Source organism: Caenimonas sp. SL110 (genome assembly GCF_001044395.1).
Lineage (GTDB): Bacteria > Pseudomonadota > Gammaproteobacteria > Burkholderiales > Burkholderiaceae_C > Ramlibacter.
Genome location: NZ_JANU01000001.1, coordinates 14,525 through 35,115, shown reverse-complemented (window position 1 = coordinate 35,115; position 20,591 = coordinate 14,525). Strand labels below are relative to the sequence as shown.

Sequence of the window (20,591 nt, the reverse complement as noted above, 5' to 3'; positions counted from 1 at the left end):
CCGGATCACCCCATGCAAAGCCCGACAAAGAGATTCGATATCGCGATCATCGGCGGCGGCCTGATGGGATGCAGCGCCGCGCACTTCATCCGCAACCTGGCACCGGACGCGAGCGTCGCCGTGATCGAGCCTGATCCGACTTACGAGTTCGCGTCCACGCCTCGCGCTTCGGGCGGCTGCCGCGTGCAGTTCACATGCCCCGAGAACATCGAGCTGTCGAAAGCGAGCATCGAGTTCATCAAGACCTTTGCGCAGCACATGGCGATCGCTGACGCGCAGCCAGACGTGGGCTGGATAGAGGGTGGCTACCTGTTCGTCGTGCCGCCCGAACACGTCGAAGCACTGGCGGGCAACGTGAAGCTGCAGAACGCGCTGGGCTGCGAAGTGAACCTGCTCACGCCGCAGGAATTGAAGGCGAAGTTTCCGTCGATGAACGTGCAAGACCTCGGCGCGGGCGCGCATTCACCGCGCGACGGCTGGTGCGATCCGCACAGCCTGCTGTGGGGTTTCAGGCGCAAGGCCGCCTCGCAAGGCGTGGACTTCGTGAAGGGCCGCGTGGTCGCCATCGACGTCGATGCTGCGAAGGTCAGGGCCTTGCGCCTGGACGACGGCTCCACCATTGCCGCAGACACCTTCATCAATGCGGCAGGTGCATGGTCGGGACAAGTGGCAGCGATGGCCGGCATGAACCTGCCCATCGCGCCGATGAAACGATACGAACATTACTTCACGCCGGCATCGCCGATGGAGCGGCTGCCGTATGTGAAAGATATCGCGCGGCTCGCCTTCCGGTCGGAGGGCAACGGGTTCTCCGGCGGGCTCGTGGATGGATCGACCGAGCGGGGCTTTGACTTCGAGGTGGACCACGACTACTTCGAACGCGTGGTGTGGCCCGCGGTCGCGCATCGTTTCCCACCGCTGGAGGCCGCGAAGTGCCATCGCACCTGGGCGGGCCTGTATGAAGAATGCGAGCTCGACGGCAACGCGGTGATCGGGCGCTGGAACAACGGCCTGGCGAACCTTCTGGTCGTCGCCGGATTTTCGGGTCACGGAATGATGCATGCGCCGGCCGCAGGCCGCGCCATCGCAGAGCTGGTCGTGCACGGCTCCTACCAGACCCTGGACCTCACGCGGCTCGGATATGAGCGCGTGGAGCAGAACCAGCCCTATCGCGAAACAGGAATCATCTGATGAACACCATCGACAGGAACGCCAGCATCGCCGTGATCGGCGCGGGTAGTGTCGGCATCGCCGTTGCGTATTACCTGGTCACGCAGCACAAGGCCACGAACGTGGTGCTCGTCGATCCGCGCGACCCCATGAGCCTGACCTCGGCGCAGTCAGGCGAGAACTATCGCAACTGGTGGCCGCATCCGGTGATGACTGCATTTACCGATCACTCGATAGACCTGATGGAAGCGATTGATCGCGAATCGGGCGGAATGCTGAACATGACGCGCGGTGGCTACGCGCTGGTGACGCGGCGTGACAAGCCGCAGGATCTCATCGACGATCTCTATCGCGGCTACGGCGCGGGCAGCGCGCAGATCCGCATCCGCGAGAGTGCCTCCTGCGACTACGAGCCGCCGCTTCGCGCTCCGTGGCAGTCGGCCCCTGCCGGCGTTGATGTGCTGCTCAATCGCGATCTGATCCGCGCGACCTTTCCGTACTATGCGAGCGACGTCGGCGCGGTGATTCACGTTCGCCGCGCGGGCTCCATCAGCGCGCAGCAGCTGGGGCAGTACATGCTCACGCGAATCCGCGCCGAGGGCGCGCGCGTGGTTCGCGCCGAAGTCAAAGGCATCAGCGGCAGTTCACCCTTCAGGCTGGAGGTGGCTACCGCCGAAGGCACTTCGAGCCTGCACGCGGACGTGGTCGTGAATGCCGCCGGGCCCTACCTGCAGGACATCGGCGCCATGCTGGGCGAAGAAATTCCGGTCAAGCACATCTACCAGCAGAAGATCTCATTCCAGGATCGCGAGCACGCCATCGATCGCAAGATGCCCTTCACCATCGACCTCGACGAGCAGCGCCTGACGTGGAGCGTGGAAGACGCGGCCCTGCTGGCGAGCGATCCGCAAACTCGCCGCCTGGTCGGCCCGATGCAGGGCAGCATCCATTGCAGGCCCGATGGACCCGTCGATGGCAACTGGATCAAGCTGGGCTGGGCCTACAACAAGGATGCGTCGGACCCGCACGGCGAAGACCCGCTCGATCCGCATTTCCCGGACACCGTGCTGCGCGGCGCGAGCAACCTGCACCCCAAGCTCGCTGCCTACATCGGCAGGCTGCCACGCGGCGCGCGCCACTACGGCGGCTACTACACGATGACCGACGAGAACTGGCCGCTGATCGGCAAGATGAAAACGCCTGGCGCTTTCATCGCCGGCGCATTGTCGGGCTATGGATCAATGGCCGCCTGTTCGACAGGTGCGCTGTGCGCGGCATGGGTTTTTGGGCAGGAAGTGCCGCAGTACGCCATGCAGCTGACCATGGACCGATACCAGGATGATGTGTTGAAGGCGGAACTCGCGAAGCTGGGCGGCGGGTGTCTATAGTGCCGCATGAAGATCAGTTTGCGCGTGTTTCACGGACCCAGCGTCCATGCGCCGTTTGCTGCGGTGATTGCGCAATTCACCAATCCCTTTCAGCATCAACTGGCGCCTTCGGTTGTCCAGGCACAGTGGCGCATGGTCAGCGACAGGCCTTTGTGGGAAGGCTCCGCGCAGCCGCCCGATAGCGTCGCATTCGAGGGCCTGGCGTGCCTGCTCGCCGTCCATCTCCAGCACCCGGATGAGCCGCAGGACGCGGCTGTTCGCATCGAGGCGGGGACCGCGAGCCGGCCCAGTTCAATGGCTCTGGGTTTTGCGGATCCCGGGGCCACCTCGCTGGTTTTGCAGACCGCCATCGATCTCGCCGAGAAGATATTTCTGGGTGCCGCTGAGGATACGGACAGTCTGAAACGACTTGCGCCCCGCCTGCGGCAGGTGCAAGCGGGGCTGCAGCTGGCACTTCCACACGCACCGGTGGCTCGCACGCTGGCCCGCATAGCCCGCCGCCGTGCGATTCCCGTGTATCCGGTGGCCGAGAATTCGCGCATCTGGCTCTTTGGACAAGGTTCGGCCGGCGCGCACTTCTTCTCGGCAGCAGGCCAGGCAGACTCCATGACCGGCACGCTCCTGGCGCGCGACAAACTCCTTTCGAACCGGCTCGTGCGGCGGCTTGGATTTCCCGGTGTAACGCACTTGGTTGCGTCGAACGAGGAGCAGGCCATTGCAGCGGCGCGGCGGCTGGGCTATCCGGTGGTCCTCAAGCCGATCTCCAGCGGCAAAGGCAAAGGGGTTTCTGCCTATGTGATGGACGACTCGGAAACCGGCGTCGCATTCGCCAACGCAGCAGCCTCGTCGCGTCAGGGCGTCATCGTCGAGCGACATGTTGCTGGCGACGACCATCGGCTGGCGGTATTTGGCGGCAAGCTGGCCTGGGTGGCGGCGCGCTATCCGGCCAGCGTGACCGGTGACGGCCTGCGTACAGTCGCCGAACTGATAGAGGCGGAGAACCACCGACGCAGGCGAGACCCCGCCGCGACCGATGATGGGCTGCGGCAACTGGAGGTCGACCCGGACGTGATCGTGCATCTGCGCAAACACGGTCTCTCGCCCGATAGCCTGCCTCCCGCAGGCACGGTGGTCAGCCTGCGCAGCGTCGCCAACATCGCCAAGGGCGGCTCGATTGCCGATGTCACTCACCTGGCGCATCCGGACAACATCCACATGGCCGAGGCCATCGCCCGGAGTTTCCGCATGGATGCGATGGGTGTCGATTTCATGACGCCGGACATCAGCCGCTCGTGGCGTGAGGTGCCGTGCGCAGTGATCGAAGTCAACGGTACGCCGGGCATCTTCTACGATTCCCGTGCGGAAAAAATCCTGCTCGCCAGGTTTCCTGCCGGCTCCGATGGACGCATCCCGAGCGTGTTGCTGATCGATGCACCCGCCGGAGTAGTGCAGCGCATTTGCGCGTTGCTCGCCGCAAAGGGCCTGGCCGTGGGGCAGACGAGCGGCGAGGACACGATGCTCGCCGGTCACAAGCGCTGTCAGCGAGGCGATGACTTGCCGGCGCGGGTCATGGCACTCATCTGTGACCCTGGCTGCGACGCGCTGGTAATAGAGGTCACCGCAGGAACGCTCGACAGGGTAGGTCTGCCGCTGGACCGACTCGATCTGGTGTTGGGGTTCCAGGCGTTGTCACCGCAACTGCGCTCGGTCGTGCAGTCGTGCAGCACGAAATTCATCGACGCCATCGCACCCGGGAACGACATCGCACCGCTGCTCGACGCGGTCCTGCAGCGATATGGTCTGGCGTTCCAGCGGCCGGGCCTGCCGATCAATTGATGAATGTCAACATCCAGACCGGGCGCGCAGCTAGGCTGACATAAGCAATTCTCATGTTTACCGCGCAAGGAGCCTGGATGCTGGTTGCCTCACCTCGAATGCGTTCGCTCGCGCGTCATCTGCTTGCCGCCGTGTTCGCGGCGTTCGTCATGGCGGCGCAGGCACAGCAGCTCCCATCAGAGACCCGAGGCGAGTTGCTCTACAACAACCATTGCATCGAGTGCCACACGTCGCAAATTCACTGGCGCGACGGCAGGCAGGTGCGAGACTGGCCCAGCCTGCGCGCGCAAGTGAATCGCTGGCAAGCGACGGCCGGACTGCGATGGAGCGAAGAGGACGTGACAGAGGTTGCACGCCACCTGAACAAGACTGTCTACCGATTGGCGCCGGACAGGGCCAAGTCGGTCGCCTTTCATTGAAACAGGGAAAGAAAAAAGCCGCCAACGACATGTCGTTAGCGGCTTTTGACGGCGGTAGTGGTGGAGCTGGCGGGAATTGAACCCGCGTCCGCAAGCCTTCTTCGTACAGTTCTACATGCTTAGCGATCTGATTTGGATCTCGCCTTCTGCGTCGCGCAGTCGCACGCTACGCAGTCAGCCAGCGTCCTATTGTCTCGTCTTGATCCAAGGCGCCCGGATCAGGACCAGCCGATGTAGATGACTCCGCAGTCTTTGACTTGCGTCTCGGACCCCAACCCATCGGCGGATTGGCGCGGAGCGGTTGCTTAAGTTTTAGTTAAGCGTAAGCAGGAACACGGAACTGGTCCATGTTCGCAGGCTCACCGAAGCGACTGTTTGTGGCAGTTACTTTAGTTTTTCAGAAGATTAACGAGGAACTGAAACCTCGGCATGCCCTGCCACGCGTCCGAACCCACGTCGAAACCGGTGCAGCCCCAAGCCTTCCATTTTACGCCGCTTGCGCCTATTTCAAGAGGGCGAGCAGTTCCAGCGGCGTCTTTATATGTGCGCTTGCGCCCCAGGCCTGTGTGTCGCCGGCACTTCCGAGGTATCCGTAGGTCGCCGCAACAGTTCCCATGCTCGCCGCCCTGCCCGCCGCAACGTCTCGCTCGTCATCGCCGACGTAGATGCACTTGATGGGCTCAATGCGCAGCAGCCGGGCAGCTTCGAACAAGGGAGCCGGATGCGGTTTTGCATACGGGGTGGTGTCCCCGCCCACGACAGCCTTGGCCGTCGCAAACAAATTCATGCCTTTGGTCAGGGGCCCGGCAAATCGCATCGACTTGTTGGTGACAACACCCCATGCCAATCCTCGACCCAGCAATTGTTCGATCAGCTCCGGCACGCCGTTGAAGACCGACGTGCGTTGCGTCATGCAACTCTCATAGTTCTTGAAGAACTCCTCGCGCATCACCGGGTAGTCGGGATGATCGGTACCCATACCGAATGCGATCCCGAGCATGCCCCGCGCGCCCGCGCCAGCCATGGGACGATAGTGCTCGAACGGGAGCGAGGCCAAGCCGCGATCCACGCGCATCTTGTCTGCAGCGGCTCCCAGATCGGGGGCACTGTCGATGAGTGTGCCGTCCAGATCGAACAGTACGGCCCTTACATCATTGAACATCACGGCTTCCGGGTGGCGATCAGGTAATTGACGCCCGTATTGTCCGAGAGCCAATACCGACGGGTCAGCGGGTTGTACTCCATGCCGCGGGTATGCACGAGTTCAAGGCCGCTCGCGCGGCAATGCGAAGCGAGCTCACTGGGGCGTATGAACTTGAGGTATTCATGCGTGCCGCGGGGCAACAGGTTGAGCATGTACTCGGCGCCGACGATCGCGAACATGAAGGACTTCGCGTTGCGATTGATCGTTGAAAAGAACACCCAGCCTCCTGGTTTGACCAACGAACTGCAGGCGCGAACCACTGACGAGGGGTCGGGGACATGCTCGAGCATCTCCATGCAGGTGACGACATCGAAAGACCCGGGCTGCTCCTGCGCCAATGATTCGACGCTGATTTCCCGGTACTGCACATCAGGAGTCGCAGCTTCAAGCGCATGCAACTGCGCGACCTTCAGAGCTTTGGCAGCAAGGTCGATACCCAACACCTGCGCGCCTTTGCGCGCCATCGCATCCGCAAGAATTCCCCCGCCACAACCCACATCGAGCACTCGTTTGCCCTTAAGCGGGGCATGGGACTGGATCCAGTCCAGCCGCACAGGGTTTATCTGGTGAAGCGGTCGGAACTCGCTTTCGGTATCCCACCAGCGATGGGCCAGGTCGGAAAACTTGGCCAGTTCGGCAGGGTCGGCGTTTACAACAGTCTCGGTCATGGGGGCGATTGTCCCAAAGAAAAAGCCCCGCAAGCGGGGCGATTGGTGACAGAAAGAGAAAAGCCCCGCAAGCGGCTGAAAAAGAAAAGCCCCGCGGAGCGGGGCTTTTCTCAAGGAGGCTTGGCCTCTTAGCGATTGGCGCGGGTGCCGACCACTTCGATTTCCACGCGACGATTCTTCGCACGGCCTTCGCTGGTCTTGTTGTCCGCGACAGGCTGCTTCTCGCCCTTGCCTTCGGTGTACACGCGGTTCTTTTCGATGCCCTTGGTCACGAGGTAAGCCTTGACGGACTCAGCGCGACGAACCGACAGCGACTGGTTGTAAGCATCGGAGCCCACGGAGTCGGTGTGACCCACGGCGATGATGACTTCCAGGTTGATGCCTTGAATCTTGCCGACCAGGTCGTCAAGCTTGGCCTTGCCTTCAGGCTTGAGCACAGACTTGTCGAAGTCGAAGAAGGCATCAGCAGCGTACGTCACCTTGGTGGCGGCTACGGCTGGCGCTGCAGGAGGACGAGCCGGAGCAGGCGGTGGGGGACGAACGACCGGGGCAGCGACCGGAGCGGGTGCCGGAGCAGCCACGACCAGAGCGCCATCGCAGCCGCGTGCGGCCGTGGCCGGGGTCCAGAAAGCATCGCGCCAGCAGTATTCGCCGGTGCCATTTCTCCAGACCAGCTCGCCGGAACCGTTTTGCCAGTTGTCGATACGGTTGCCGCCATTGGCCGCAGTCACGCGAGTTTGCGCGCCAGCAGCGCCAGCCAGCGCAGCAACGGCAAACATCAGCGCCACTTTATTCAGTTTCTTCATGGTTCTCCTCTTGGGGAAAAAGCCGCAGCCGCGCTGCGTGAACACTACGATTAAGGTGACCATCACCAAAAGCGTCAAACTTATTGTGCCACACGTCCTTACACAATCAACGCTGGCCGTGGTTGGGTTGGGTAGGACGAAACCTGATTACCCCTTGAATGTTGCGAGTTAGCTACATGCCGGGGTTCACCGTAAAATCAGCCGCTTCGCGCCCACGCGTCCTCTTCGCAAAAGTCCCCCTCGCATGACCCAATTCGCCAAAGAAACCCTGCCCGTCAGCCTTGAAGAGGAAATGCGGCGCAGTTACCTCGACTACGCGATGAGCGTGATCGTGGGCCGGGCCCTCCCGGATGCACGCGATGGTCTCAAGCCCGTGCACCGTCGGGTTCTGTTCGCGATGCACGAACTCAATAACGACTGGAACCGGCCTTACAAGAAGTCCGCGCGTATCGTTGGCGACGTCATCGGCAAGTACCACCCGCACGGCGACCAGTCGGTGTACGACACCATCGTTCGACTGGCGCAGGACTTCTCGATGCGCCACATGCTGGTGGATGGCCAGGGCAATTTCGGATCGGTCGACGGCGACAACGCGGCGGCGATGCGTTACACCGAAATCCGCCTGTCCAAGATTGCGCACGAGATGCTTGCCGACATCGACAAGGAAACCGTCGATTTCGGACCCAACTATGACGGCAGCGAAAAAGAGCCGCTCGTTCTTCCGAGCAAGCTTCCCAATTTGCTGGTCAATGGCTCGGGCGGCATCGCCGTTGGCATGGCCACCAATATTCCCCCGCACAACCTCAACGAGGTAGTCGATGCATGCCTGCACATGCTGCGCAACCCCGAAGCGACCATCGAGGAGCTGATGGAGATCGTGCCCGGCCCCGACTTCCCCACCGCCGGCATCATCTACGGCATCAATGGCGTGAAGGACGGCTATCGCACAGGTCGCGGCAAGGTGGTCATGCGGGCCAAGTGCCACTTCGAAGACATCGACCGTGGACAGCGACAGGCCATCATCGTTGACGAGCTCCCCTACCAGGTGAACAAGAAGACCTTGCAGGAACGCATGGCCGAGCTGGTCAACGAGAAAAAGATCGAAGGCATCAGCCATATCCAGGACGAGAGCGACAAGTCGGGCATGCGCCTGGTCATCGAACTCAAGCGGGGTGAAGTACCCGAGGTGGTGCTCAACAACCTGTACAAGCAGACCCAGCTGCAGGACACCTTCGGCATCAACATGGTTGCGCTCATCGACGGCCAGCCGCGCCTGTGCAACCTCAAGGACCTGATCAAGGTGTTCCTGGAGCATCGCCGTGAAGTGGTGACGCGCCGCACGGTTTTCACGCTGCGCAAGTCGCGCGAACGCGGCCACGTGCTCGAAGGCCTTGCCGTGGCGCTCGCCAACATCGACGAATTCATCGCGATCATTCGCAACGCACCAACGCCGCCGGTGGCCAAGGCAGAGCTGATGGCCCGCTCATGGGACAGCCAGCTGGTGCGCGAGATGCTGACCCGCACGCGCGAGGACGGCGGCGTGATCAACGCTGATGACTACCGTCCCGATGGGCTTGACCGTGAGTTCGGCATGCAGGACGGCGGCCTGTATCGCCTGTCGGATACGCAGGCCCAGGAAATCCTGCAGATGCGCCTGCAGCGCCTCACGGGCCTGGAACAGGACAAGATCGTCGCCGAGTACAAGGAAGTGATGGCCGAGATCGAGGACCTGCTCGACATCCTTGCACGGCCCGCGCGCGTATCCACCATCATCAGCGACGAACTCACTGCAATTCGCAATGAGTTCGGCCAGACCAAGCTGGGCGCTCGACGCAGCGTGATCGAGCACAACGCCCAGGACCTGGCGACCGAAGACCTGATCACACCTACTGACATGGTGGTGACGCTTTCGCATTCCGGATATATCAAGAGCCAGCCCCTGTCGGAATACCGCGCGCAAAAGCGCGGCGGCCGCGGCAAGCAGGCGACATCCACCAAGGAAGACGACTGGGTGGACCAGCTCTTCATTGCCAACACGCACGACTGGATCCTGTGCTTTTCCAACCGAGGGCGCATGTATTGGCTCAAGGTCTGGGAAGTGCCCGCGGGCTCACGCGGTTCGCGTGGACGTCCCATTGTCAACATGTTCCCGCTGCAAGAAGGTGAAAAGGTCAACGTCGTGCTGCCGCTGACGGGCGAGAACCGCACGTTCCCGGCGGACCACTTCGTGTTCATGGCAACGAGCATGGGCACGGTCAAGAAGACCGCGCTCGACGAATTCAACAACCCGCGCAAGGGCGGCATCATTGCCGTCAACCTGGACGACGGCGACTACCTGATCGGCGCAGCGCTCACCGACGGAAAACACGACGTGATGCTGTTTTCAGACGGCGGAAAAGCTGTGCGCTTCGACGAGGACGATGTTCGGCCGCTGGGCCGTGCGGCGCGCGGCGTCCGCGGCATGGCGCTCGACCCGGGACAAAGCGTGATTGCGATGCTGGTGGCCGAGGACGAGCAGCAAAGCGTTCTCACAGCCACCGTCAACGGCTACGGCAAGCGCACGCCGATCGCCGAGTACACACGTCACGGTCGCGGCACCAAGGGAATGATTGCGATCCAGCAAAGCGAGCGCAACGGCAAGGTCGTGGCAGCAACGCTGGTCCACACCGACGACGAAATCATGCTGATCACCGACAAGGGCGTTCTTGTCCGCACCCGCGTGAGCGAGATTCGTGAGCTGGGCCGTGCGACGCAGGGCGTCACTCTGATTGGGCTCGATGAGGGCTCCAAGCTGAGCGGCCTGCAACGCATTGTTGAAAACGATGCGCAAGCGGCGGAAGGCGAAGAGCTTCCGCCGGCCGGCGAAGACACAGCTGGCGGCACCGAAGAATGAGCCAGAGAGATCTCGGGCAGCTGCGAACCGCGATCGACGCGGTCGACCGGGAACTGCTGGCCGCATTGAACCGCCGCGCCGAACTCGCCAACGAGGTCGGCGAGCTCAAGCGCAGGGAAGGCTCGCAGGTCTTTCGCCCCGACCGCGAGGCCCAGGTCATCAATGGGCTGCAGGCCGCCAACCCCGGGCCGCTGAAAGACGCCAACGTCGCGACGATCTGGCGCGAGATCATGTCGGCTTGCCGTGCGCTTGAAGCCCCGCAACGCGTGGCCTACCTCGGCCCTGCCGGCACCTTCAGCGAAGAAGCCGCGATCAAGTTTTTTGGCTCCAGCATCCATCACGTTCCGTGCGTGAACTTCGATGAAGTGTTCCAGGCGGCAACTTCAGGCACAGCCGACTTTGGCGTCGTCCCGGTGGAAAACAATAGCGAAGGCGTTGTCACGCGGTCGCTCGACCTGCTGCTGCACTCCCCTTTGCACATCGTCGGCGAGATCAGTCTGCTCGTGCGGCACCACCTGCTGCGCCTGAGCCCGTCGACCGATGGGATCGAAGTGGTTCTCGCGCATCCACAAGCACTCGCGCAGTGCCAGGGCTGGCTCAACAAGCATCTGCCAAATGCGGAGCGGCGCGCGGTTTCAAGCAATGCCGAAGGCGCCCGGCTCGCCGCGACCAATCCTGCATGGGCCGGCATTGCCAGCGAGCGAGCAGCAAGCGCGTTCGGGCTGCACGTTGCAGCGCACGCCATACAGGACGATGCCTTCAATCGCACGCGCTTTGCGGTCGTGTGCCTGCCACAAACCCTGGAGGCACCGCAGGCGTCCGGCTCCGACTGCGTGAGCCTGGTTGTCTCCGTTCCCAACAAGCCGGGAGCCGTGCATGACATCCTGGTGCCGCTCAAGAAGCATGGCGTTTCGATGACGCGGTTCGAGTCACGCCCCGCTCGCTCGGGTCAGTGGGAGTACTACTTCTACATCGATGTGCAGGGCCACCCTTCGCAGCCACATGTGGCGGCCGCGCTGGCCGACCTGCGTTCGCTCTGCGCGTTCTACAAAGTACTGGGTACCTACCCGGTCGGCGACTGAGAAATTATTAAAGATGTTTGAACAACTCGGCCTGATCGGTTGCGGACTCATGGGAGGCTCATTCGCCCTGGCGCTCAAGCGCGCGGGGCTGGTGAAGCGCGTCGTGGGTTACAGCAAGTCGCCCTCCACCACCGAGCGTGCGCGCGCGATGGGGGTGATCGACGTCGAGGCGCCATCCGCGTTGCTGGCCGTTTCGGGCGCCGATATCGTGCTGCTCGCGGTGCCGGTTTCCGCCACGGAAGCGACGCTCAAGGCCATCAAGCACCTCGTGACGAACGACATGCTGATCATGGACGTCGGCTCGACCAAGCGCGATGTCATCGATTCGGCGCGCCGCGTGCTGCGCGACCACATCGGCTCGTTCGTGCCCTGCCACCCTATCGCAGGCAGCGAGACCTCGGGTGTCGAGAACGCAGATGCCGATCTCTACACCGGCAAGCAGGTGATCCTGACCCCGATCGACAAGACCAATCCACAGCATTTGCAAAAGGCTGTCCGCGTGTGGGAGGGCCTGGGCTGTACGGTGCTGCGCATGCAGCCCGAAGAGCACGACTCCGCCTATGCGGCCGTGAGCCACCTCCCTCACCTCATCGCGTTCGCGCTGATGAACGCCATCGTCGGACAGCCCCACGGCAAGGATTACCTCTCGCTGGCAGGCCCCGGATTTCGCGATTTCACGCGGATTGCCGCGAGCGACCCCAAGATGTGGCGCGACATTCTGCTGGCGAACCGCCACGAATTGCTCGCGCAGACGCAGCTGTTCAGGCAGGCGCTCCAGACCATGGAGCAGATGATCGAGACCGGCAATAGCGAGGCCATCGAAACGCTGATCGCCCATGCCAGCGACACGCGCGCGCAATGGCGCATGGGCTCCAAAAAGCCCTCCTGATGTTCGATATCCCATTCCTGGACCTTCCGCCCCTGGACAGCGCATCGGGCGAGGTGCTGCTGCCGGGATCCAAGAGCATCTCCAACCGCGTGCTGCTTCTGGCCGCCCTGAGCAGCGGCTCCACGCTCGTGCAGGACGTGCTCGACTCCGACGACACCCGCGTGATGCTCGACGCGCTGCGCGCGCTGGGGTGCTGCGTGCGTCATGCCGGCAGCGATGTCGAAATCACGGGCTTCGGCGGACGCGATCCTGCAGCGCACGCGCGGCTGTTCCTGGGCAATGCAGGCACGGCCATGCGCCCCCTCACCGCCGCATTGGCACTGGTCGGTGGGGATTTCGAATTGAGCGGCGTCGCGCGAATGCACGAGCGCCCGATTGGCGACCTGGTCGATGCGCTGCGTGGCATGGGTTGCCAGATCGATTACCTGGGGACCGAGGGCTATCCGCCGCTGCGCATCGGCAAGCCATCCGTGAAGCTCGACGGGCCGATCAGGGTGCGGGGCGATGTCTCCAGCCAGTTCCTCACCGCGCTTTTACTGGCGCTGCCGCTGGTCGCCGGCAAGGGCGAAGGTTCAGATGTGACGATCGAGGTCGTCGGCGAGCTGATCTCGCGCCCTTACGTCGAAATCACGCTGCGCCTGCTGGAGCAATTTGGTGTGCGCGTGCAGCGCGACGGCTGGCAGCGCTTCACCATTCCCGCCGCAAGCCGTTACCAGTCGCCAGGCACCATTCACGTCGAAGCCGATGCGTCGTCTGCAAGCTACTTCATCGCGCTCGGTGCCATCGCTGCCCGTCCCGAAGAAGGCCGCAGCGTGCGAATCCTGGGCGTCGGCGAAAACTCCATCCAGGGCGACATCCGCTTCATCGACGCAGCGCGGGCCATGGGCGCTGTTGTCAGTGGCTCTCCCAACTCGCTGGAAGTGTCACGCGGCGCATGGCCCTTGAAGGCCATCGACCTGGATTGCAATCACATCCCCGATGCAGCCATGACGCTCGCCGTGATGGCGCTCTATGCGAATGGCACGACCACCCTTCGCAACATCGCAAGCTGGCGCGTGAAGGAAACGGACCGGCTCGCGGCGATGGCAGCCGAGCTTGGCAAGCTGGGCGCGCAGGTCGTCGTTGGCGATGACTTCATCAGCGTCACGCCGCCAGCGAACTGGAAGCCCGCGAGCATCCATACCTACGACGACCATCGCATCGCGATGTGCTTTTCGCTCGCAGCGTTCAACCCAGCCGGGGTCCACGTCCGGATCGAAGATCCGAAATGCGTCGCGAAGACATTCCCGGATTACTTTGAAGCGATGTTTTCGATCGTGCAGACGACGCCGCAGCATGTTCCGGTGATCTGCGTTGACGGTCCGACGGCCTCAGGCAAAGGCACGCTCGCGTCAGAAGTCGCTCACCGACTCGGCTATCACTACCTCGACTCCGGGGCTCTCTATCGGGTCACCGCGTTCGCTGCCCGCCGTGCAGGGCTCGAACTGGACATCGCTCACGAACACACCATCGCCCACATGGCCGAAAGGCTGCCGGTGCAGTTCATCGGCGGCCGCGTCATGCTCGACCAGCTCGACGTGACCGACGCCATCCGCAGCGAAGAAGGCGGGATGAACGCGTCGAAAGTGTCCGCGCTCCCGGCAGTGCGCACGGCCCTGGTTGCCCTGCAGCAGAGCTTCAGGCGCCATCCTGGACTTGTGGCGGACGGGCGCGACATGGGCACCGTCATCTTCCCGGATGCGCCCCTGAAGGTGTACCTCACAGCCAGCGCTTCGCAGCGCGCCGAACGGCGGCATAAGCAATTGATTTCAAAGGGAATTCCCACTACAATCGACGTTCTTCGCGCTGACCTGGAAGCGCGCGACTCACGCGACATCAATCGCGTCACCGCGCCCCTCAAGCCCGCACAAGACGCCCTCCTCCTGGATAACTCAAGCCAAACCGTCGACGAGTCGGTTGGCCAGGTGCTCCAGTGGTGGGAGGAAAAACAGCCATTTGGCCTTGCCAGGTAGCTGAACAGGCCCTCATTGCTCCTCTCGCGCGTCAGCGCATCCTCCGAGATGCTCAGCGCACCGGCAGTGCGGTTCGAAAACTCAACCCGTGGCGCAAGCCGCAAACAAACTCAATGTCAGAATCTTTTGCCGCCCTCTTTGAAGAATCGCTGCAGCGCTCCGAAATGCGCACCGGTGAAGTCATCACCGCTGAAGTGGTTCGCATCGAACACAGCTTCGTTGTCGTCAACGCCGGTCTCAAGTCCGAAGCGTATGTGCCAATCGAAGAATTCAAGAACGACAAGGGCGAAGTCGAAGTCCAGGTAGGCGACTTCGTCTCGGTGGCCATCGACGCCATCGAAAACGGCTACGGCGACACCATCCTCTCGCGCGACAAGGCCAAGCGCCTCGCCTCGTGGATGAGCCTCGAAAAGGCCCTGGAATCCGGCGAATTCGTCACCGGCACCACCTCCGGCAAGGTCAAGGGCGGCCTCACCGTCCTGGTCAACGGCATCCGCGCATTCCTGCCCGGCTCGCTCATCGACACCCGCCCCATCAAGGACTTGTCTCCCTACGAGAACAAGACCATGGAATTCAAGGTCATCAAGCTCGACCGCAAGCGCAACAACGTGGTGCTGAGTCGCCGCGCCGTCGTCGAAGCGTCGATGGGCGAAGAGCGCGCCAAGCTGATGGAAACCCTGAAGGAAGGCTCCGTTGTTCGCGGCGTCGTCAAGAACATCACCGAATACGGTGCGTTCGTTGACCTCGGCGGCATCGACGGCCTGCTGCATATCACCGACATGGCCTGGCGCCGTGTCCGCCACCCGAGCGAAGTCGTTCAGGCCGGCCAGGAAATCACCGCCAAGATCCTCAAGTTCGACACCGAAAAGAACCGTGTCTCGCTGGGCCTCAAGCAAATGGGCGACGACCCGTGGATGGGCGTCAACCGCCGCTACCCGCAGGGCACGCGCATGTTCGGCAAGATCACCAACATCGCCGACTACGGCGCATTCGTGGAACTCGAGCCCGGCATCGAAGGCCTGGTGCACGTTTCCGAAATGGACTGGACCAACAAGAACGTCGCTCCGTCCAAGATCGTTTCGCTCGGCGACGAAGTCGAAGTCATGGTCCTGGAAATCGACGAAGACAAGCGCCGCATCAGCCTGGGCATGAAGCAGTGCAAGGCCAACCCATGGCAAGAGTTCGCGCAAAACACCAAGCGTGGCGACCGCGTCAAGGGCCCGATCAAGTCGATCACCGACTTCGGCGTGTTCGTGGGCCTGGCTGCCGGCATCGACGGCCTGGTACACCTGTCTGACCTCTCGTGGAACGAAACCGGCGAAGCCGCTGTTCGCAACTACAAGAAGGGCCAGGAAGTCGAAGCGCTCGTGCTGGCAGTGGACGTCGACCGCGAACGCATCAGCCTGGGCATCAAGCAGCTGGATGCAGACCCGTTCACCACGTTCGTGTCGATCCACGACAAGGGCTCGGCTGTTTCGGGCAAGGTCAAGACGGTGGACCCCAAGGGCGCCGAAATCGACCTGGGCCAGGACATCATCGGCTACCTGCGTGCTTCGGAAATCTCGCGCGACCGCGTCGAAGATGCCCGCAACGTGCTCAAGGAAGGCGACGAAGTCAATGCCGTGGTCGTCAACATCGACCGCAAGACCCGCAACATCCAGTTGTCGGTCAAGGCCAAGGACATGGCTGACGAGCAAGGCCAGATGGCCAACCTGAGCCAGCAATCGTCGCGTGAAAACGCCGGCACGACCAGCCTGGGCGCACTCCTGCGTGCCAAGCTGGACAACCCGCAAGACAAGCAGTAAGTCTGACGGGCAGCACATCGTGTGACCTTGCGGGGCAGACCACGCGGGCCGGCGCAGACCGGCCGTGTGCTCTGTCCCCAACTGGCTAAAAATGACCCGATCCGACCTCGTCGAAGAACTGGCCGCACGTTTCGGCCAGCTCACGCATCGTGATGCCGAATACGCCGTCAAGACCATTCTTGACGCGATGGGCGACGCACTGGTGCGCGGCCACCGGATCGAGATTCGTGGGTTCGGAAGTTTCTCCATCAACAGGCGTCCACCCCGCATGGGCCGCAATCCCCGTTCTGGCGAAAGCGTCCATATCCCTGAAAAGCGCGTCCCCCATTTCAAGCCGGGCAAGGCCCTGCGCGAAGCGGTGGATGAGCGCACGAAGGCGATGACGACGAAATGAGTTCTCAGCTTCGCGTGTCGATGACAAAATGACAGAATCTGGGCCGCAGGCCGGTCATTGACGGCAAAGCCTAAGTCATTGGCGTCATATCGAGGAGCTCGATGAAATACCTGACATGGCTGCTCAAGGCAGCCATTTTTTTTGCCCTCTTCGCATTCGCGCTGAATAACCAGCAGGAGGCGATGGTGCATTTCTTCTTTGGCACCTACTGGAAAGCGCCGCTGGTCCTGGTGGTACTGGCTGCGTTTGCAGCCGGCCTCGCCGTCGGCGCCCTGGGCATGGTGCCCCGCTGGTGGAAACACCGGGTCGCGGCACGCCGTGCCGTAGCAGCCCACCCCGCACCAGACGCACAACCCCAACTGGGCACGACGCCGCACCATGGACTTTGACCTGAGCTGGGTCCTGTGGGGCCTGCCAATTGCGTTCGTTCTGGGATGGCTGGCTTCGCGCCTGGACCTGCGCCAGTTGCGCATTGAAAACCGGCTCGCGCCCAAGGCGTATTTCAGGGGCCTGAATTTCCTGCTGAACGAACAGCAGGACCAGGCCATCGATGCCTTCATCGAGGCCGTCCAGAACGATCCGGACACGTCCGAGCTGCACTTCGCACTGGGCAACCTGTTTCGCCGCCGCGGCGAGTACGAGCGCGCGGTGCGGGTGCATGAGCATCTGTTGTCGCGCGGCGACCTGAGCCGCGCCGAGAGGCATCGCGCACAGCACGCGCTGGCGCTCGACTTCCTCAAGGCGGGCCTGCTCGACCGCGCCGAAGAGGCGCTGCGCAAACTCGAAGGCACCGCGTACGAGAGCCAGGCGCTGCTTGCCTTGCTGTCGATCTATGAGCGAACCCGGGACTGGAGCAACGCCTCGGTCACCGCCAGGAAGCTCGATGCGTCGGGCCACGGCAACTTCAACGGCCGGCTGGCGCATTACCTGTGCGAGCAAGCCTCCAGCGCCGCCCCCGAGGAAGCCGTGGAGCTCTTGCGCGAAGCGATGACGATTGCGCCTGACGTTGCACGCCCTCGCATGGATCTTGCCGCATTGCAGCGCCGCGCTGGTGAATCGGCACTCGCGTTTGAAACGCTGGCAGACCTGGCGCAGTCCGTGCCCGCCTCCATCCCACTGGTCGCACGGCCGTTGACGGATGCGGCCCTCGCATCAGCGCAGTCGGACAAGGCGACGCAGATCCTTCTGGCCAGCTATGAACTCTCGCCTTCCATCGACGTGCTGGAGGGCATCGTGGCACTCGAGCCCGATCCGGCGATCGCGCGCAACTGGTACGTCAAGCACCTGGAACGCGAACCTTCCCTTGTCGCCGCAACCAGGTGGCTTGCGGGCGAGAAGCTGGAAGACGAGACGACCCATGCATCCGTGCAAAACGCGCTGGAACACGCCGTCAAGCCCTTGCGGCGATATCGCTGCGCGGCCTGCGGCTTCGAGGCGAAACAGCATTTCTGGCAATGCCCCGGCTGTCAGGCCTGGGACAGCTACCCCGCAAGGCGGGTGGAAGAGTTATGAACCCGAGCAAACAGGAACTGGCGAAAGCCCGCGTGCTGGTGGTGGGCGATGCGATGCTCGACCGTTACTGGCACGGCGCCGTCGATCGAATCTCGCCTGAGGCGCCGGTGCCCGTCGTGCGGGTCACGCGCGAAGAAGAGCGTATCGGCGCTGCCGCCAACGTGGCCTACAACATCGTCACGCTGGGTGCCCAGGCGAGCTTCCTGGGCGTCGTCGGCGACGATGAACCCGGTAATCGCCTGGAGTCGCTGCTGCGCGGCGCAGGCATTGCGGGTCACCTCAAGCGCGACCCTGGGCTCAAGACAACAGTGAAGCTGCGCATCATCGGCCGGCAGCAACAGCTGCTCAGGCTGGACTTCGAAAACGAGCCCGATCACGAGACGCTCGCTTCGCAAAATGAAGCCTTCGCCGAACTCGCGCCAGCGCACGATACCGTGCTTTTCTCCGACTATGGCAAGGGCGGGCTTGCGCACATCGGCACGATGATCGCCAAGGCACGCGCCCAGAACAAGATGGTGCTGATCGACCCGAAAGGGTCCGACTATTCGCGCTACAGCGGCGCATCGGTGATCACACCCAACCGGGCCGAACTGCAGCAAGTCGTGGGCGCCTGGCACACCGAAGATCAATTGCGGACCAAGGCGCAGAACCTGCGCGAATCACTGCACATGGCAGCGCTGCTCGTCACCCGCAGCGAAGAGGGCATGACACTTTTCGATGCCCACGGCGAGCTGCATGTGACGGCGCAGGCGCGCGAGGTCTTCGACGTGACCGGCGCAGGCGACACCGTGATCGCGACGCTTGCTGCACTGGTCGCCTCCGGCATGAGCCTGCGCGATGCCATGCCGCTGGCAAACAAGGCGGGCGGCATCGTGGTGGGCAAGTTCGGGACCGCCACCGTCTCTTACGAGGAGCTTTTCGAATGAGCGCAGCGCAGAACCGCTTCAAGCAAGCGAAAGCCCCCTCGGGGGGCAGCCCGGTGCAACCGGGCGTGGGGGCGACATGACACGCATAGTCGTGACGGGTGCCGCCGGCTTCATCGGCAGCAACATCGTCAAGGGCCTGAACGCCCGCGGCATCGACGACATCATCTGCGTCGATGACCTGACCCAGGGCGACAAGTTTCGCAACCTCGCGGACCTGAAGATCGCCGACTACGTCGATGCCGACCTCTTCTACGACCTGTTCGCAGACGGCTACTTCGGCAAGGTCGAAGCGGTCTTCCACGAAGGCGCGTGCAGCGACACGATGGAGACCGACGGCAAGTACATGATGGACAACAACTACACCTTGTCCTGCGGTCTTTTCAACGCATGCCAGGAACGCGGCTCACGCCTGATCTACGCATCGTCAGCGGCGACGTACGGTGGCTCCGACACGTTCAGGGAATCGCCTGAGTGCGAGCTGCCGCTCAACGTCTACGGCTACTCAAAGCTGCTGTTCGACCAGCGCATGCGCCGCGAATGCGGCATGGATTTCAGCAAGGCCAGGTCGCAACTCGTGGGCTTTCGCTACTTCAACGTCTACGGCCCACGCGAGCAGCACAAGGGACGCATGGCGAGCGTCGCCTTCCACCAGTTCAACCAGTTTCGCGCCGAGGGCAAAGTCAAACTCTTTGGTGGCTATGACGGATACGGTGACGGACAACAGATGCGCGACTTTGTCTATATCGACGACGTCGTGGCAGTGAACCTCTGGTTCCTGGACCACCCCGAAAAATCGGGCCTCTTCAATCTGGGAACGGGCCGGGCGCAGCCCTTCAACGACGTCGCAACCGCTGTGGTCGGTGCCTTGCACGCTGGAACGAGCGCGCCGCACAACACAAGCCTTGCAGTCGCACAGGGCCTGATCGAATACCTTGCATTCCCCGAGGCCTTGAAAGGCAAGTACCAGAGCTACACGCAGGCCGACCTCACCGCCTTGCGCGCTGCCGGTTGTGACCATCAATTTGCAGACGTGCAAACCGGTGTGCGGCAGTACATGAATGCGCTGATTGCGTCATAGCGCTGCGGTGAAATAATTACTACCAAACACTTCATCTGGCAAATAAGATTGCCTCGTTAGTTCATATCCGAGTCGGTGCCAAGGGGGCGCTGTACCGGGTTCAATCCAACGAGGAGAAATCAAATGTTCAAGAAGTTTTTGGCTCTTGTGGTCACGCTGTGCGCCACCCTGGCATTCGCTGCTGTCGACGTCAACCGGGCCACCGAAGCCGAGCTTGACGGTATCAAAGGCGTCGGCCCATCCACCACCAAGATGATCATGAACGAGCGCAAGAAGGGCGAGTTCAAGAGCTGGGAAGACTTCATCGATCGCATGAAGGGCATCGGCGAAGCCCGCGCGATCAAGCTCTCGGCCGAAGGCATGACCGTGAGCGGCGCGAGCTTCAAGCCTACCGGCGCCACCACCGACGCCAAGGCCCCCAGCCGTTTCCCGAAAAAGGAAGACAAGAAAGAAGCAAAGTCTGAGGTCGCCAAGTCAGAAGTGGCCAAGAAGTAAGGCGAAGAAGTAAC

Annotated in this window: 18 protein-coding genes and 1 other RNA gene; 15 read left to right on the top strand and 4 right to left on the bottom strand. The window is 62.5% G+C overall.

Annotated features, from left to right (window positions below; all coding sequences use genetic code 11):
- Positions 1–12: 12 nt before the first annotated feature.
- From AQ12_RS00145 to AQ12_RS00130, 4 genes are all read left to right on the top strand, one after another.
- Positions 13–1,191, top strand: a complete 1,179-nt coding sequence (locus AQ12_RS00145) for an FAD-binding oxidoreductase (protein WP_048437820.1) — start codon at positions 13–15, stop codon at positions 1,189–1,191.
- The gene (locus tag AQ12_RS00140; protein ID WP_048437819.1) at positions 1,191–2,558 is read left to right on the top strand and encodes an FAD-binding oxidoreductase; all 1,368 of its coding nucleotides are present in this window, start codon (positions 1,191–1,193) and stop codon (positions 2,556–2,558) included. Before AQ12_RS00145 ends, AQ12_RS00140 begins: the two co-directional genes overlap by 1 nt.
- Before the next feature lie 6 nt (positions 2,559–2,564).
- Positions 2,565–4,394 (top strand): hypothetical protein, encoded by a 1,830-nt coding sequence (locus AQ12_RS00135; protein ID WP_048437818.1) that lies wholly within the window; start codon positions 2,565–2,567, stop codon positions 4,392–4,394.
- A gap of 77 nt (positions 4,395–4,471) precedes the next feature.
- Positions 4,472–4,813, top strand: coding sequence for a cytochrome C (locus tag AQ12_RS00130; protein WP_161798962.1), 342 nt, complete (start codon positions 4,472–4,474; stop codon positions 4,811–4,813).
- Between the two features lie 58 nt (positions 4,814–4,871).
- Here the strand turns inward: AQ12_RS00130 and ssrA are convergent.
- From ssrA to ompA, 4 genes are all read right to left on the bottom strand, one after another.
- Positions 4,872–5,288: a transfer-messenger RNA gene (gene ssrA / locus AQ12_RS22330) on the bottom strand.
- Between the two features lie 27 nt (positions 5,289–5,315).
- Positions 5,316–5,975 (bottom strand): HAD family hydrolase, encoded by a 660-nt coding sequence (locus AQ12_RS00125; protein ID WP_048437817.1) that lies wholly within the window; start codon positions 5,973–5,975, stop codon positions 5,316–5,318.
- Complete coding sequence (gene ubiG / locus AQ12_RS00120; RefSeq protein WP_048437816.1) at positions 5,975–6,685, bottom strand: bifunctional 2-polyprenyl-6-hydroxyphenol methylase/3-demethylubiquinol 3-O-methyltransferase UbiG; 711 nt, start codon at positions 6,683–6,685, stop codon at positions 5,975–5,977. Before ubiG ends, AQ12_RS00125 begins: the two co-directional genes overlap by 1 nt.
- A gap of 128 nt (positions 6,686–6,813) precedes the next feature.
- On the bottom strand, positions 6,814–7,491 hold the full coding sequence (gene ompA, locus AQ12_RS00115; RefSeq protein WP_048437815.1) for an outer membrane protein OmpA: 678 nt from the start codon (positions 7,489–7,491) through the stop codon (positions 6,814–6,816).
- 244 nt (positions 7,492–7,735) lie between these two features.
- On the opposite strand from ompA, the gene gyrA reads away from it, so the two are divergent.
- The 11 genes from gyrA to AQ12_RS00060 all read left to right on the top strand — a co-directional run bounded on the left by gyrA (position 7,736) and on the right by AQ12_RS00060 (position 20,577).
- Entirely contained in the window at positions 7,736–10,384 is a 2,649-nt protein-coding gene (gyrA, locus tag AQ12_RS00110; RefSeq protein ID WP_048437814.1) for a DNA gyrase subunit A, read from the top strand.
- Positions 10,381–11,466 (top strand): prephenate dehydratase, encoded by a 1,086-nt coding sequence (pheA, locus tag AQ12_RS00105; RefSeq protein ID WP_048437813.1) that lies wholly within the window; start codon positions 10,381–10,383, stop codon positions 11,464–11,466. Before gyrA ends, pheA begins: the two co-directional genes overlap by 4 nt.
- A gap of 13 nt (positions 11,467–11,479) precedes the next feature.
- Positions 11,480–12,355, top strand: a complete 876-nt coding sequence (locus AQ12_RS00100) for a prephenate dehydrogenase/arogenate dehydrogenase family protein (RefSeq protein ID WP_048437812.1) — start codon at positions 11,480–11,482, stop codon at positions 12,353–12,355.
- Complete coding sequence (locus tag AQ12_RS00095; protein ID WP_048437811.1) at positions 12,355–14,367, top strand: bifunctional 3-phosphoshikimate 1-carboxyvinyltransferase/cytidylate kinase; 2,013 nt, start codon at positions 12,355–12,357, stop codon at positions 14,365–14,367. The genes AQ12_RS00100 and AQ12_RS00095 overlap by 1 nt, the downstream gene beginning before the upstream one ends.
- A gap of 113 nt (positions 14,368–14,480) precedes the next feature.
- Positions 14,481–16,172 carry a 30S ribosomal protein S1 gene (gene rpsA, locus AQ12_RS00090; protein WP_048437810.1) on the top strand — a complete coding sequence of 564 codons (1,692 nt, stop codon included), beginning with the start codon at positions 14,481–14,483 and terminating at the stop codon, positions 16,170–16,172.
- Positions 16,173–16,263: 91 nt separating this feature from the next.
- Positions 16,264–16,566: an integration host factor subunit beta gene (locus AQ12_RS00085; RefSeq protein WP_048437809.1), complete on the top strand. Its 303-nt coding sequence runs from the start codon at positions 16,264–16,266 to the stop codon at positions 16,564–16,566.
- A 101-nt stretch (positions 16,567–16,667) separates the two neighbouring features.
- Positions 16,668–16,955 carry a lipopolysaccharide assembly LapA domain-containing protein gene (locus AQ12_RS00080; RefSeq protein WP_048437808.1) on the top strand — a complete coding sequence of 96 codons (288 nt, stop codon included), beginning with the start codon at positions 16,668–16,670 and terminating at the stop codon, positions 16,953–16,955.
- Entirely contained in the window at positions 16,945–18,078 is a 1,134-nt protein-coding gene (gene lapB / locus AQ12_RS00075) for a lipopolysaccharide assembly protein LapB (RefSeq protein WP_048437807.1), read from the top strand. Before AQ12_RS00080 ends, lapB begins: the two co-directional genes overlap by 11 nt.
- Complete coding sequence (gene rfaE1, locus AQ12_RS00070; protein ID WP_053076461.1) at positions 18,075–19,004, top strand: D-glycero-beta-D-manno-heptose-7-phosphate kinase; 930 nt, start codon at positions 18,075–18,077, stop codon at positions 19,002–19,004. The genes lapB and rfaE1 overlap by 4 nt, the downstream gene beginning before the upstream one ends.
- Positions 19,005–19,080: 76 nt before the next feature.
- Positions 19,081–20,082: an ADP-glyceromanno-heptose 6-epimerase gene (rfaD, locus tag AQ12_RS00065; RefSeq protein WP_048437806.1), complete on the top strand. Its 1,002-nt coding sequence runs from the start codon at positions 19,081–19,083 to the stop codon at positions 20,080–20,082.
- A gap of 123 nt (positions 20,083–20,205) precedes the next feature.
- Positions 20,206–20,577, top strand: a complete 372-nt coding sequence (locus AQ12_RS00060) for a helix-hairpin-helix domain-containing protein (protein WP_048437805.1) — start codon at positions 20,206–20,208, stop codon at positions 20,575–20,577.
- Positions 20,578–20,591: the final 14 nt, after the last annotated feature.